Below are 15,016 nucleotides of genomic sequence, written 5' to 3'. Positions count from 1 at the left end.
GTGACATCCTCCTACACCAAATCGAAGATTATGGAGTAGGCTTCCTACCTCACAATAGGACATTCCTAGTTACAACTCTGACGAGTTTTTCGCCACTTATCTAGAGCAGCCCCATGACTTACTCCCCGACAGACCGACTGCATAGGCGTTTTGATTCCCCAGAGTCCCTGGGTACAATGCATTTCCGTTTTATTGCTAATAGTGCTTTCACACCAGTTCTTTGCTTTCGTGGAGGTTCCGGCAACCCTAAAGCAGTGGATGCTATAGCGTATAAGCCTACCTTTCACTCTCACAAGCCCGGAAGAACATTCCTGTATAACCGTTTGCATCTCTTATAACACTAAAACCGCCTTATATCCCACCGTCAAATTTAAAATTATGACGGGGGACTTACGGCGGACAAGTTAAATTTAATTAAGCGATCGCGTACTTGAACCTTCCCACTCAGGCGCGATCGCTTTAGTGTAATTTCCCTTCCGTTCAACCTACTGTAGGATTAAGTTGAGATAGAATACATCCTTGCACCCAATTGCCCAATCGGATGATGGCAAGGTTAATCGGGTTCGCTAGGATAAGTTCCCAATCATCAACAGTACCTGAAAATACTGTACAAACTCACTCCTTATGAGGACTGTACTATGCAAGCGCTTTTTAATCCGGAAACGACATCAAAGGTTAGACTCACCGCTAAATCGTCGGTTCAAAAACCTATACTGCAACTGGGTTCGGTGGGAGCCGAGGTTTTAGAACTGCAAAAGCTTCTGGCTCATTGCGGCACCTATACCGGTCCGATGGGAGGGTATTTTGATCGCTCGGTTCATGATGCTGTGATGGAATTTCAGCAAAGTATGTTCCTCAAAGCTGATGGTATTGTTGATTCCCTGACGTGGCAAGCTCTTTATCAAGGTGCGCCTGTTAATATGCCTGTACTCAATCGAGGTAGCAGACATGATATGGTAATTCCTGTACAGTGGGTGCTGCATCTGACTCAGGATTATTCAGCGCCAATTGATGGTGATTTTGGCGAACAAACAGAACGCGCTGTGCGATTATTCCAAAAACGTCATGGCTTAGTGGAAGATGGAATGGTCAGTGAGCAAACCTGGTATGCTCTTAGTCAGGTTCATGTCAGTTTGCTCCATAACCGTTATCAAGAGGCTTTGGTGGCAGTGTAGTTTATTGTTCTTGTCTGTCATGTATGCTACAAAATTACTCCTTTTGTAGAGACGTTGCATGCAACGTCTCTACAGGAATGCTCAGGCTAATTGCTTGCTCACCTCATCAGCTAGCTGCTCTATGTTGACAGCAATTTGCTCCCCGGTTTTCAGGTTTTTCAAACCGCATTGTTGAGCGGCTGCTTCTTCAGAGCCAATAATGACACACAAGGGAATTCCCCGTTTATCAGCTTGCTGTAACTGCTTACCTACAGAACGCTCGTCAAAACTGGTTATTGTACTCATTCCCGCCTGACGCAGTTTCTGAGATACGTCTAAATACAGGGGCATCAGGTCACTTTGCATATTCACCACCATCACTTGGGCGGGTGTGGAGGAGAAGGATTCTAGAATCCCGGCTTGAATCAACCGACTCATCAATCGAGTTAAGCCAATGGAAATGCCCACTCCTGGCATTTTATCCCCAACAAACATGCCCACGAGTTCTTCATACCGTCCCCCGGAACAAATACTGCCCAGGGCTTCATGACCAACCAGTGTTGTTTCATACACCGTTCCCGTATAATAATCTAATCCCCGGGCAATGGAGAGGTCAATGCAAAATACGCGATCGCTCACCCCCAAGTTCCGCACCCCTGTAATCACCGTTTCCAGTTCAGTGATGCCCGTTTTCAACACCTGAGCCTCGGGTTTATCCTCCAGCATGGCGTTTAATTGCGCCAACACATCATCCACCGAACCCTGAATCTTGGTGAAGGTGAGAATTTGCTCAACTTGTTCCTCGGATAACCCTTCAGCTAGGAGCGCTTGTTTAACTTTTGTTTCGCCAATTTTCTCGGCAGCATCAACAATCCGGATAGAGGGCATAATTTTGCTCTCGTCCAAACCAATCGACTCAAAGAACCCACTGAGAACTTTGCGATTGTTGATGCGAATCAGAAAATCTCCAATATTAATCGCTGTAAAAATTTCGGCAATAATTGCCGGAATTTGAGCATCATAGAGCAAACTTAGCTTATTACGACCCACTACATCAATATCACATTGGCGAAATTGACGATAGCGTCCCGCTTTTGCCCGTTCTCCCCGAAATACCACATCTATCTGATAGCGGGCAAAGGGAAATTGAAGTTCATTCAGGTGACGGGCAATATAAGCCGCTAAGGGAACCGTCTGATCAAACTTTAACGCCCTCTCTTCTGAACCACTTTCTCCCGCCTGTTCTTTTTCGGCTTGGCGATTGGGGGGCAAAATGGGTTGCAACCCATAGATAATATTATCCCCTTGATTTCCTTTGGCTTGTAGGACTTCTAATCGCTCAACGGCTGGAGTTTCGATGGGTGTAAATCCATACCGCTCAAACACTTGGCGGATGGTATCGATCAAATACATCTCCAGACGCTTTTCGCCTGGGAGAAATTCGGGAAAACCACTGGGACAAGAAAAGTTTATTTTGTCAGCTTTTGCCATTTTTCAGGGAACGGGGAACGGGGAACAGGGAGCAGGAGAAGCTAGGGTGTAGGGGCGGGTTTTACAGCTAAGATTTGGCGACAAACCGATAACTTGGCTAAACCCGCCCTTCTAAGGAACCGGGAATTAAAAGTCCTAATTACTAATCGTTAGGTAGTGGAGACTGAAGAGATGGTTAGTATCTGTCCATACCCGTTGAGCCTCAAATCCAGCATACGTTGCCATATCCTGGAACTCTTCAATGCTGTATTTATAAGAGTTTTCGGTGTGAATCGTTTCATCTTGGCGAAAGTGAAACGGTGTCTTATCGATAATCACAGTTTGTTCCTTGAGACTAACTAAGTGCATCTCAATGCGGCTTTCATCTTGATTATAAAAAGCCCAGTGGCGAAAGTGTGATAAATCAAAATTAGCATCGAGTTCCTGATTGATCCGCTCTAGCAGGTTGAGATTAAATGCCGCCGTAACTCCTTGGGCATCATTATAGGCAGCATTTAAAATGGCGGGGTCTTTTTTGAGATCAACACCAATTAACATACCATCGCCTTGATCCAAAAGACTAGCTGAAGTTTTGAGCAGATGGAGTGCCTCATCGGGATGGAGATTGCCAATCGTAGACCCCGGAAAGAAAATTAACTTGTGATTAACGGGTTTTTTGCTGTAGGGCGGCAGTTGAAAGTCTTGGGTATAATCGGCACAAACCGCAATCACATCCAAGTCAGGATAGCGTTGGGCTAGTTCTGCTGAGGCTTGCAGCATGTGTTCTTTGGAGATATCGATGGGCATATACCCAGCTAGGTGCGGTAAGGCATCCAGGAGAATGCGGACTTTGGCACTACTACCACTACCATACTCGATCAGCAAGCAATCTTGACCCACGAGTTGGGCAATGTCCCGACAATAGGTTTTTAACAGATGAATTTCTGTGCGGGTAGGATAGTATTCCTCCACCTCACAGATCTGATCAAACAGTTCTGATCCACGTTTATCATAAAAGAACTTGGGCGCGATCGCTTTTTGGGGTTGAGCCAAACCCTGGAATATCTCCTCGCGCAAGCTGCTCAGGTGCGGTTTATAGTCGTAAAACTCTAGATTATCCATTCACCCAATTGTTCAATCTGCTAGCCACCCTTTAGGGTGAATTCCTCTCCTATCATCTACCGCCAGCGATCCTTTTTGCAAGTCGGTGAAGTCACACCACCTGTAGGGGTATGGCAATGCCGCCCCCTACGGAACCTGTCTCGAACCCTCATCTGTCAAAAAATTCTCGCACTCCGTTAGGGCGGATTTAGGGACATCCAGGTGAAACCCGCCCCAACAACAGACAAACCGGAAAACGGTTTCATTCTTCATCCTTTGTCCCTGATTCCTTTATTTTTTCTTGCCGCCAAACAAACCTCCAAATAAACCACCGCCACCCGATTGCTCTTTAGGCTTTTTGCTTGATCCCGTTTTTTGGGTTAGTTTTTCAATGTATTGTTTCCCTTTCAATGCATTTTCTTCCTGCGGATTCAATTGCAAGGCTTTGTTAATGTGAACTTTAGCCATGGACACTTGATTTTGCTTTAAGTAAGCTAACCCCAATAAGCCATGACATTTGCTATTGGTTTGCTCTAATTTGAGAGCTTCTCGTAATTCTAAAACAGCGCCAGCAAAATTGTTTTTCTGCATGTAGCTATCGGCGCGGCTGATATAGGAATCAACTTTTGAGACTTCCTCAGTCCCACCCCCTTTGGTTGCAGCGCCACCAGCGGCACCAGCTTGGGTTTTCTTGACCGCCGGACCCGTTCCTGCTGTTTTGGAAACGGCTGTTTTTGAAGTGGTTTTGCCGATGCCCGATTTTGAGGTTTTTCCTTTGAGCATCAAATAGACTAAATTGAGTTCACTGATTTCGCCTGTGATGTCCACGACTCGATCAAGAGATTCGTATTGTTTAGAGGCTAGCGATTTCAATGAATTGCGATAAGCCGCATCAGCATTTGCCCCAGCTTTTGCCAATTGTTTAGCTACATCACTAGAAATGGAAATTTTTCCTTTTTCTGAGGCGAGACGCTTGCCCATGTGTCCTAAACTGACCATATAGTCGCGACTGCCTCGAGACAGTTGTTCTTTGGCAGGATTGACGAGTTTGGTTAACAGCTCATTCGCCTTCTGTTTTTCCTCATCGGTTTTGAATTTGCTACTGTCAGGATGGAGACGGCGAGTTACTTTGAGATACTGCTTCCGGACTGTCTTCTCATCCGCATCGACGGGAACGCCGAGAATGGCATGATAATCCGTGAAATCATACTTAAAAAGTCCGCGTTCAATTTCAAAAGCCATAGGGTGCTGTCCAATTGCTGTGACGAAAGAATAGTTTTATAGTCTGTCTGAGAGAGGAGAGACCCCCTTGACATCCTCATAGCTATTGTAGAAAATACAACTCCTAAGATCGGGTTCATCTCCAGACTGTTCGGTTAAGGGGAGCAATGTTCCAGACGCGCCATGACACCTCTGGGAGTTGGGAAAGACAACATTCAATGACAGCTTATCCGAGCAGTATTGGGACTTCGGTTAATCTCACGTCCAACTTGACAGGGGGGGTGTTTGTACCAATTCCTGGCTGAGTTGGTCGTGAATTTGACCATTGGTAGCGAGAATTCGTCCAGATTTGAGAACAAGGGGGCTACCATCGTATGCGGTGACTGTGCCACCTGCTTCTTGCACTAATACTACACCAGCCGTAATATCCCAGGGCGAAATTCCCCGTTCCCAGTACCCATCTAAGCGTCCACACGCCACATCTGCCAAATCCAGCGAGGCTGAACCACTGCGGCGCACGCCTTGGGTAAGGTGAGTGAGATGACAAAACTCAGCATAGTTGTTGTCTGGGGTTTCGCGGCGGTCATAGGCAAAGCCTGTTACCAGTAAGCTTTGATTGAGAGTAGAGGTGTTAGAGACTCGAATGGGGCGGCGGTTGCGGGTTGCACCTAATCCTTTAGCTGCCCGAAATAGTTCATCGCGAAAGGGATTATAAATAACTCCCACTTGCGGGATGTCGTCAATGAGTAATCCCACAGATGTAGAGGAAATGGGGTACTGATGAGCATAATTGGTGGTGCCGTCAAGGGGATCAATTGCCCACAGGTAGTCACTCTCCTGATCTCCGCCTTGACCCGATTCTTCTGCCAAAATAGCGTGATTGGGGACATGACGCCCTAGAACTTTTAAAATGGCGGCTTCTGCTTCTTTATCTGCGACAGTGACTAAATCACCTGGACGCCCTTTCTCTTCTACGGCATCGAGTTGACCCCAGTAGGTTTGCAAGATTGCCCCGGCTGCCATCGCCGCTTCTGTGGCAATGTCAAGAAAGATTTGCAATTGATCGGGTGTGGGTTGGCTCATGGTTGGTTACGAGAGTTTTGAGGTTTTCAGGGAAGTCACATTACCCGCCAGGGGCTTCAACTAGGGGTCTGACCCCTGCCTAAACTCCTTGATTTTACAAGATTAGCGATGGTGCAGGTTCCCTCGCGATTCATCCGAGGGATGAAACGTTAATTGGTGAAAGCCAATCGCCCACAGACTAGAAGTCTGGGGCTATACAAACCAAGTCCGCAAGGCAAGGACTCAATTCAGCCTGCGGAGGCAGGCTTTGGCAAGTGTAGCAGCGATTTCAATCGCCATGGCAAAATGGGGTAATAAAATAAACTGAAATAATGAAAGCCTTTATTAGTCATAGCAGTATCGATAAACCCTTCGTTTCCGAGGGATGCGGGGGGAGTCAGGAAAGCCGCCGCTTAAGGGTGAGACGACGCCTGCGCCTGTTTCGGCTTCACCCCCAGCCCAGGTGTCATCCGGTGTTGCACCGAGAATTCTGGCGTTTCAACTGCTCAAATGCCTGCTTCCGGCTCAGTTTGATGAGGTGATTTTCTACTATGAGGTAGATGAGTCTCAACTGCCTACCAATGTGGCACAGGTGCAAAAAGCCAAGGAAATTATTAAATTGGCGAGTCAAAAAGACGGCGAGTCGCTGTCAGGATTGCTAGACTCGATTTATCAAGCGGCTCCACACTTGCAGAGGTAGGGTGATGTCATGTCGGGTTGAATACTTAGGACTTACGAATAGTCTCTATCTGTAGTGGCGTGACCTACCTAAAATGGTGAATTAGAATTGTAGGGGCGCACGGCGTGCGCCCAATTTAACCATCAATCTATTGCACAATTTTAATTGGGTCACGGCGCCATCGTGGGGAGAGCGTAGCGTAACGCACCATTTCAACGATAGAGGGTGTAGCTGCGTAAATCCTAATACTTACAGTTGGGTAGTGCTGTCTATGGCAGAATCTGTCATAGTTCGCGTCAGGAACTCTAGCCAGTAGTGGGCTGACACAACTAAAATTGTGGAAGAGATTTGACGGTGAAATTGGGCGGACATTAGTTGGGTAAAAGGGCGCACGCCGTGCGCCCCTACAATAGTAATCCATCAATTAAGGTGTGCCACACCGCCATCGTGGGGAGAGCGTAGCGTAACGCACCATTTCAACGATAGAGGGTGTAGCTGCGTAAGTTCTAATACTTACAGTTGGGGAGTGCTGTTTATAGCAAAATCTGTCAGGGTTCGCGTCAGGAACTCTAGCCAGTAGTGGACTGACACAACTAAAATTGTGGAATAGTATTTGACGGTGAAATTGGGCGGACATTGGTTGGGTAAAAGGGCGCACGCCGTGCGCCCCTACAATAGTAATCCATCAATTAAGGTGTGCCACACCGCCATCGTGGGGAGAGCGTAGCGTAACGCACCATTTCAACGATAGAGGGTGTAGCTGCTTAAGTCCTAATACTTACAGTTGGGGAGTGCTGTTTATAGCAGAATTTGTCAGGGTTCTTGATAATCTCAGGGAAAAAGCAATCGCTATGGCGATAACAGCAGAGGTATTAGCAAAGGCAGGAAAAACCAAGGATGCACAAAACATCTTTACTGCTGCCCTTGAGACGGCACAGAAGATCCAACGGCAAGATGAGCAAGCAAAGGTGCTAGCCGCAATTGCTAAAGCGCAGGCAAAAGCAGGACTAGTGGAGGAGGCGCACAAAACTGTTAATACTGCCTTTGAAATCGCGCAAAACTATTATTCGATATGGGGTTCGATAGGCGCTCTTTGTGAAGTTGCTGTAGCCGAAGCCGCAGTAGAACAGAAAGAAGAAGCACTGGAGCTTTTGAGCGAACTCCGTGACCGTGAGGTTGTACGAGAAACTAGGGAGCAAGATAAAAACCTATCGACAATAGCAGTAGCGCATATAAAAATAGGAGAAATCACTACTGCCCTTGAGATTAAAGATGAAATTGAGGATGAATGGGAGCGTGTGAAAGTACTCTCGTGGATTGCCTGGGCTGAGTTCAAGAAAGGAGAAAAAGAGAGATTGTTAACAACTCTGGCTGCTGCTCTTGAGGCTAAAGGCAAGATTAAGGATGAAGAGAACCAGGTGAAAGCCCTCAGAGCAATTGCCGGGATACAAATAAGAGCTGGAAAGGGTGAGCAGGCAGTGAGGACAGTAGAAAAAATTCTTACTGAACGCAACAGTCACTTACCCAATGTCGCTGCTGTTTTTATCGAGACAGGTCCGTTGGCGGAATTGCGATTGCGGTTCTTAATCAAGGATTGCGCCCCTTTCTATCAAAATGGCATCCCTTATTACAAACCTGGGAAGCCGAGAAACCTGCCACAACGAGTCCTAAACAGCATGAGAAAAATTGGTCGTTAGAACCTCAGATGCATGAGGAATTGTTGATACTGGGAAAGGAGTTACAGCAATATGCTGAGGCGTTGGCGGCGATTGTGGGAGTGGAGGGATGAGAGATGGGGGAGATGGGGGAGATGGGGAAGCTGGGGGAGCTGGGGAAGCTGGGGAAGCTAGGGGAGCAGAGGGAGATAGGGATATCCTGACCCAGATCCTTGGAAAGGCGTAGCCATTTTAACCAAAAAAAATTATTTGGACTAACAATTATTGTATTCCTGTCAGTAGGGGGACGGCATTGCTCATTGGTGTCAACTTAAGGCTAAAACCCTTACTTAATATTAATAAGAGATCCCCCCTAGCCCCCCTTAAAAAGGGGGGAACCAGAAAAATCAAAGTCCCCCTTCAGATCCCCCTTCCGTCCCCCTTTTCGATCCCCCTCCCGTCCCCCTTAAAAAGGGGGAAGCCAGCGGATGCTTCGCTTTTATTGCACGGGGGAGACCATCGGATGCTTCGCTTTTTGTTGCACGGGGGGAACCAGAAATTACAGCGCTTTTCACGTTTATGGAATACAAAGTTATATCGGCTTGCTTTTCAACGCCCAAATGCTTTGCAGCAAAGGCTTTCAGCAATCAACTTTGATAGTTCTTTTCCCAGAGTGACAATAGAGCGGTAATCAAAGTCCCCCTTTTGAAGGGGGATTTAGGGGGATCTAAACTTTGAGCGCTAGTCATTTAATTATCTCTGTTTATTTTGATCGCAAGCGTAAGGGGACGTTATGAGGATAGATTTTGATCAAGAGACTGAAGCCGTCTATTTCCGACTTAAAAATTCAAGAATTGTTGAGTCTGAAGAAATCAGCCCCGGCATTGTTTATGACTTTGACGAAAATGATACCATTGTGGGCATTGAGATTTTAAATCTAAGTAAAAAAAAACCGACTCGATCCCGCTAAAATGGTGGAATCAATTGGTTTTGTAGTGAGGGGAACTTTAGCCCTCTAAAGCTAGGCGTTAAAGCACGCTTTGTGCTTACTACAAACACAGAAAAAGGGCGCACGTCGGTGCAAGGGCGCACGTCGGTGCGCCCCTACGATTCTAATCCACTACCCCGTATCTTATCCAAGAATAGATTTGAGCCGAAAATACCCAATCTGACAGGCTGAATAATCGCATTCATTCAAATAATCTAACGGATGCCATTCATTGTGACTAATTGATTCAAAATAGCTGCCATCTTGCTGTGCTATTTCCGGTTCTACACCCGTTACATCGGCATAATATATATAACAAATTTCATTGGTTTGAGACCCGACAATATACTTCCCCAAGGATAGAACCTGAACCGAAAATCCCGCTTCTTCATGCACCTCTCTAATCGCTGCTTCCTCTGGCGATTCTCCGGTATCAATACCCCCAGTAATGGGACAAGGATAGAGTTTATGCTCTTGATTAATATCGGGAATATGGATACAAAGGGGCTGCTGTCTAATCAAAACTTGATAATCTCCTGGGTTACTCTGATGTTTTCTAACCAGAAATATCGCTACAGAATCTCGTCCCTTGCGTTCTAGGTAGTGATACCCCCAAGCTGTTTCTTTAACCGTAATCCAATCCGTGCGAAAAATAATTGTCTCTTTACTCATCATAAGTTATACAAAATCCGCCTTGGGAACCCCTTTTTTGCCTTGGCGACTAGAAGTCGCAGCTACACAAACAAAGTCCGCCTGCGCGGACTAGCTTATAAAGGGGGTGGCTAACCCGAATTTGGTATTATACATCAATTATAGGGTTGTAATTATAGGAGCAATTGTAGGGGCGGGTTTAGCCACTCACTCTACTTATCACCCCTAAACAAACAACAAAACCCGCCCTACCCCACCAATTAATCTACGAAAAAACGCCCAAAAATCAATGTATTAGGATCGATAAGTAGAGTTAGCTTGACAGAAATGCAACTTCGTGTCAATAAGACAATCAACATCAAAACTATTCTATTGAGTATCTCAGTAGGGTTAGCCCTATTCCCTGGCAAACTTCTTGCCAATGAACGTCCACCCCTACCCCAAACCAACGCTCAAGGTGATTATACCGCCTCCGCGAATACCTGGTGGAGTTGGCAGGTTGTTGATCCTGATCCCAGAGGCTTAAATTGTCGCGTCTCGCCAGAATTCCGCCAATTTTGGTTAGAAGACTTTCGCCCTGGTGGTTGGCAAGATGAGTTTAATATCGGAGAATGGTCTGTGGTGCGACGTTTTCCTCAACAGACGGTTCTCATTGCTGACAGCGCCGTCGCTGGTGCAACGATTATTAGAGATGAACGAGGTTTACCCTGGGTAAAGGTAATCATTGATATGCCAATCGCCAACAACCAAATGAATGATATTTGTTTCGTGCGGGCTAATTCCAAGTACATTCGCCCCGTTAAAACTAGCGTTCCCTATCTTTCATTTTAAAATTAAGTTACTACAAACAGTTTGGTTGGGTCTCGTTCCTCGACCCAACCTACTATTTTGTTTGTTCGTTCGTTCGTTCGTAGTAGGCACTTTAGTGCCTCTATAGTGGTAGCTGAATCAGGATTGTGGTGAGGGTGAGGAAACAGGAAACAGTTTTCTGATCACACCTTAGTGGAAAGCAGAGGACAGAAGGTTTTAAGGAAACAGTATCCCAGGAATCAAGACGGTTGAACCTGTTGCCGTACCCAAGCGCGAAACGCCTGTTCTGCTTCTACTTCGTCCTGTTGAGCTTGTGCGAGAAAGTCGTAGAGGTTTTCCTTGGCAATAAACGGAAAAGTTAGGCTAGATTCTACTTCCTGATATTGTCCGGCTTGCCATTGATAAATTCGCCAAATCCGCCCGTTATAGCGCCAAAATTCCGGGACTCCCAAACTGGCGTAGAGTTGTAATTTGTCAATATCAGTATGGGTGATATCAATTTCAACCACTAAATCAGGCGGCGGATCATGCTGGAGATCGACTTTGCGCCCAGCGACACGATGTTGATTTTGAATATAATAAGCATTGTCTGGTTCGGGGCTGCGATCGAGGTCTTCTCGTTCTAAGGTAGTCGATCCCATCGTTTTGATTTTTAATCTCATTTCGACCACTAAAATGCGAATAAATAACTCAATTAGTCGAGCCGCAAATTCGTGGTCTTCTAAGGGCATAGTAATCTCCAGAATCCCTAGATTGTAAGTGAGGCGGGCTGCGCGATTTTCGCCTAAAGCGTGCAGGATTTGCTGGTAAGCTTGCCAGTTGAGATGGTGAAATGTTACTCGCTTTTCACCAACAGGTTGGGAACTCGTTGGCAGGGGAACTGAACTAACCATGGTAGTCGTTGGATATCGCTTGTTTTCTATGGTAATCGAGCGATCGCGCTGATCACTTTTGCTCCCAAATTCATCATGTTCAAGTTAACGGTGGCGTGGTGAGGAATCATCTTTCTTATCGGAAGGTGAGGATGTTAAATACTCGAAACCGACAAGAGTCGGGGCGGGTTTAGTCACATCTGGGTGCAACCGAAAAGATAGTTATTATACCAAATCCGGGTTAGCCACCCCCGTTATAATCTAGTCCGCGCAGGCGGACTTTGTTTGTGTAGCTGCGACTTCCTCCTCGCCAAGGCAAAAAGGGGGTTTCCTCACCATAGCGCTATGGCACATCTGGAACATTATTACCAAAAAAAAGACAGCGTATGCTGCCTTAAAATTATTATTACCGAACTGAGGATTAAACGATCGCCGCCATCTTCACGTCGTTTTCGGCTAACAGTTCTTGCAGTTCCTCTGCATCGACGGTTTCTTTCTCAATCAGCATGGCAGATAATTTGTCCAGGATGTGTTTGTTACCCACCAAGACATCTTTTGCCCGCTGATAAGCTTCATCCACCAACTGACGCACCTCTTCATCAATCGTCGCCGCTGTGGTGTTGGAGAAATCCCGATCTGAGGCAATATCCCGTCCTAGGAACATATTGCCATTCTGTCGTCCTAGTGCCACAGGACCCAAGCGATCGCTCATTCCGAAGCGGGTGATCATTTGGCGGGCGACACGGGCGACTTGCTGTAAGTCATTCGACGCCCCCGTCGTCACTTCTTCTTCACCGAAGATAATTTCCTCAGCAATTCGTCCCCCCAACGCCACCGCCATTTGATTTTGCAGGTATGAACGGGAATACAACCCAGAATCCATCCGGTCTTCACTGGGCGTAAACCAGGTTAATCCACCCGCCCGACCGCGTGGGATAATACTAATTTTCTGCACCGGGTCATAATCGGGCATTAACGCACCCACCAGCGCGTGACCCGCTTCATGATACGCGACTAACCGCTTGCGCTTCTCGCTCATCACCCGGTCTTTCTTCTCTGGTCCAGCCAATACCCGGTCGATGGCGTCATTCACCTCATCCATGGAGATTTCGGTGAGGTTGCGCCGTGCGGCTAAGATTGCGGCTTCGTTGAGCAGGTTGGATAAATCTGCACCGGTGAAGCCAGGAGTCCGACGGGCAATTTTCTCTAAGTCTACATCCTTGGATAAAGTCTTGCCGCGAGCGTGAACGTTGAGAATTTCCAAACGTCCGGCGTAGTCGGGGCGATCCACGACCACCTGACGGTCAAACCGACCGGGGCGTAATAATGCTGCATCCAGTACATCAGGACGGTTGGTGGCGGCAATAATAATGATACCCGTATTGCCTTCAAACCCATCCATTTCCGTCAGTAACTGGTTCAGGGTTTGCTCCCGTTCATCGTTACCGCCGCCTAAGCCAGCACCCCGTTGACGACCTACGGCGTCAATTTCATCGATAAATACGATACAGGGCGCATTATTCTTGGCTTGCTCAAACAAGTCGCGGACACGAGACGCACCCACACCGACAAACATTTCCACGAATTCAGACCCGGAAATGGAGAAGAAGGGTACACCCGCTTCCCCAGCAACAGCACGCGCTAACAGGGTTTTACCTGTTCCCGGAGGACCAACCAGCAGCACCCCTTTGGGAATTTTCGCACCAATGGCGGTGAAGCGATCGGCGTTTTTGAGGAAGTCAACCACTTCGTTGAGTTCCAGCTTGGCTTGCTCAATCCCGGCGACATCGCCAAACGTGACCTGGGTTTGCGGTTCCATTTGAACGCGGGCTTTGGACTTGCCGAAGTTCATCGCTTGAGAACCCGGACCATTTTGCGCCCGCCGCAGTAAGAAGAATAAACCGACCAGCAGCAGGATCGGGAAGAAGAGTCCACTCAGAGTTCTGAACCAGAACCCATCATCACTCTGAGGGCGAACTTTAATATCTACGTTATTGGTGGTGAGAATACTGATTAGTTCTGGATCGTTAGGCAGGTTGACCTGGTACTGGGTACCGTCTTGAGCGGTTACCATTGCCTGAGTGCGGTCAGAACTGAGCTGAACGATCTCAACCTTATTGCTCTTAACGTTATCAATGAACTGGTCGTATCTCCAGGTTTCCCGCGTTTGGGACGGTTGGTCTAAAAATGCTGTTGCTAAGGCGATGACTACTATCGCTAGTAGTGCATAAAGCCCCGCATTTCTCCATTTCTTATTCACTACTGATTTCCTCCTAAGACTTAGGATGTGATCTGATGGCGTCGAATCGGCTGATTATATTAACTAATGTTAACGTCTATCAGACTATTTGGCGAAGTTGGTTCTGGTCAAACCGGGAGAGTTCGCCAATTTTCTCTTGATGTGGTATAATAAAGGGCTAAAATTATTTTTGAGACTCCCCAAATAAACGCTGCAACGGTGCTAAACCACCAGAACAGGAACGATACTCAAACCGTTGATCTGCCGTGAGAACGGTGTGAATCGGGATGATTTCCATGACACTATTGGTATAAGCGATCGCGTCAAACTCCTGCACTAATTTCTGATTCCAGGGAACTTGGCAAATTTTTAATCCTTGTTGTTCAAGGCGACTAATGAGGTGCGATCGCGCCACTCCGGGTAATATCCCCACATCAATCGGCGGTGTCCACCAGCAGCCGTCTTTAGCACCCCAAAGATTCCCCGTACTCGTTTCCAACCAATTCCCCTGATCATCAACTAATATAGCCTCCTGAGCGCCGAGTTGTTGAGCCGTTTGCAGCGCCAGCCATCCGCCCAAATAATTCCCCGTTTTATAAGTCGGTAAACAACGGCGTAAATGTGACACTTCAGCTAACCAAGCGATAACCCCCTGCTGTTGGCGTTCACTCAAATCAGCAGGTAGAGGACGCCCCGTAATCCATTCTCGCCCATCCGGGAAAACCACAATTCTCAGCACCGGAAAAGAAGGGAGTAACGCTTCTGCACCGTAGCGGATACGTTCCCAGTCTGGGAATTGCCAGCCAAACACCTGTAAACTGTGACGTAAACGCGCACAATGAGCGTCCCAATAGGTTAAAGGGTGGGAGAGGGACTGGTGATAAACGCGCAGAGTCGTAAACGTTGTCGCCCCATAAATCAAACCCGGATCAGTAATCGCCAGTTCGATGCGATCGCCTTTAATCAGTTGACCATCATACCAATAACGTTGGGACATAAGGAGAGTAGTTGCGCTGTCTTCGCCCTAAACGTACCATCACCGACGACCAACTGGATTGGTAATCAACATTTTAAACCCATCCGCGATCGCACAACCTCTTAATCAGCAAAAGCC

12 protein-coding genes and 1 pseudogene are annotated in these 15,016 nt (G+C 47.1%); 5 read left to right on the top strand and 8 right to left on the bottom strand.

The window, feature by feature from the left end:
• Positions 1–638: 638 nt before the first annotated feature.
• Positions 639–1,175, top strand: coding sequence for a peptidoglycan-binding domain-containing protein (locus RIE73_RS36175; protein ID WP_446405763.1), 537 nt, complete (start codon positions 639–641; stop codon positions 1,173–1,175).
• 81 nt (positions 1,176–1,256) lie between these two features.
• On the opposite strand, the gene hisS is transcribed toward RIE73_RS36175, so the two are convergent.
• From hisS to RIE73_RS36155, 4 genes are all read right to left on the bottom strand, one after another.
• Positions 1,257–2,645, bottom strand: a complete 1,389-nt coding sequence (gene hisS, locus RIE73_RS36170) for a histidine--tRNA ligase (protein ID WP_446405762.1) — start codon at positions 2,643–2,645, stop codon at positions 1,257–1,259.
• Positions 2,646–2,780: 135 nt separating this feature from the next.
• Entirely contained in the window at positions 2,781–3,746 is a 966-nt protein-coding gene (egtD, locus tag RIE73_RS36165) for an L-histidine N(alpha)-methyltransferase (protein ID WP_446405761.1), read from the bottom strand.
• A gap of 270 nt (positions 3,747–4,016) precedes the next feature.
• Positions 4,017–4,967, bottom strand: coding sequence for a J domain-containing protein (locus tag RIE73_RS36160; protein WP_446405760.1), 951 nt, complete (start codon positions 4,965–4,967; stop codon positions 4,017–4,019).
• A 237-nt stretch (positions 4,968–5,204) separates the two neighbouring features.
• Positions 5,205–6,029 carry an inositol monophosphatase family protein gene (locus RIE73_RS36155; protein ID WP_446405759.1) on the bottom strand — a complete coding sequence of 275 codons (825 nt, stop codon included), beginning with the start codon at positions 6,027–6,029 and terminating at the stop codon, positions 5,205–5,207.
• A gap of 364 nt (positions 6,030–6,393) precedes the next feature.
• On the opposite strand from RIE73_RS36155, the gene RIE73_RS36150 reads away from it, so the two are divergent.
• The 3 genes and pseudogenes from RIE73_RS36150 (at position 6,394) to RIE73_RS36140 (ending at position 9,312) form a co-directional block, all read left to right on the top strand.
• A complete protein-coding gene (locus RIE73_RS36150) occupies positions 6,394–6,708 on the top strand; it encodes a hypothetical protein (protein ID WP_446405758.1) in 315 nt (104 codons plus the stop codon).
• Between the two features lie 1,534 nt (positions 6,709–8,242).
• Positions 8,243–8,476: pseudogene (locus RIE73_RS36145) on the top strand (hypothetical protein); the annotation flags it as partial.
• A 659-nt stretch (positions 8,477–9,135) separates the two neighbouring features.
• On the top strand, positions 9,136–9,312 hold the full coding sequence (locus tag RIE73_RS36140; RefSeq protein WP_446405757.1) for a DUF2283 domain-containing protein: 177 nt from the start codon (positions 9,136–9,138) through the stop codon (positions 9,310–9,312).
• A 162-nt stretch (positions 9,313–9,474) separates the two neighbouring features.
• Here RIE73_RS36140 and RIE73_RS36135 read toward each other — a convergent pair whose 3' ends face one another.
• The gene (locus RIE73_RS36135) at positions 9,475–10,005 is read right to left on the bottom strand and encodes an NUDIX hydrolase (RefSeq protein WP_446405756.1); all 531 of its coding nucleotides are present in this window, start codon (positions 10,003–10,005) and stop codon (positions 9,475–9,477) included.
• 303 nt (positions 10,006–10,308) lie between these two features.
• Here RIE73_RS36135 and RIE73_RS36130 point away from each other — a divergent pair, with 303 nt between their 5' ends.
• Entirely contained in the window at positions 10,309–10,812 is a 504-nt protein-coding gene (locus RIE73_RS36130; protein WP_446405755.1) for a hypothetical protein, read from the top strand.
• Positions 10,813–11,030: 218 nt separating this feature from the next.
• Here the strand turns inward: RIE73_RS36130 and RIE73_RS36125 are convergent, their stop codons facing one another.
• The 3 genes from RIE73_RS36125 to RIE73_RS36115 form a co-directional block, all read right to left on the bottom strand.
• Positions 11,031–11,684, bottom strand: coding sequence for a Uma2 family endonuclease (locus RIE73_RS36125; protein ID WP_446405754.1), 654 nt, complete (start codon positions 11,682–11,684; stop codon positions 11,031–11,033).
• A gap of 400 nt (positions 11,685–12,084) precedes the next feature.
• Complete coding sequence (gene ftsH3, locus RIE73_RS36120; RefSeq protein WP_446405753.1) at positions 12,085–13,923, bottom strand: ATP-dependent zinc metalloprotease FtsH3; 1,839 nt, start codon at positions 13,921–13,923, stop codon at positions 12,085–12,087.
• Between the two features lie 163 nt (positions 13,924–14,086).
• Entirely contained in the window at positions 14,087–14,899 is an 813-nt protein-coding gene (locus RIE73_RS36115; RefSeq protein ID WP_446405752.1) for an aminotransferase class IV, read from the bottom strand.
• Positions 14,900–15,016 lie beyond the last annotated feature (117 nt).

Source organism: Coleofasciculus sp. C1-SOL-03 (assembly GCF_040220555.1).
Classification (GTDB): Bacteria; Cyanobacteriota; Cyanobacteriia; order Cyanobacteriales; family Coleofasciculaceae; genus Coleofasciculus.
This window is presented reverse-complemented; position numbering and strand designations above follow the sequence as displayed.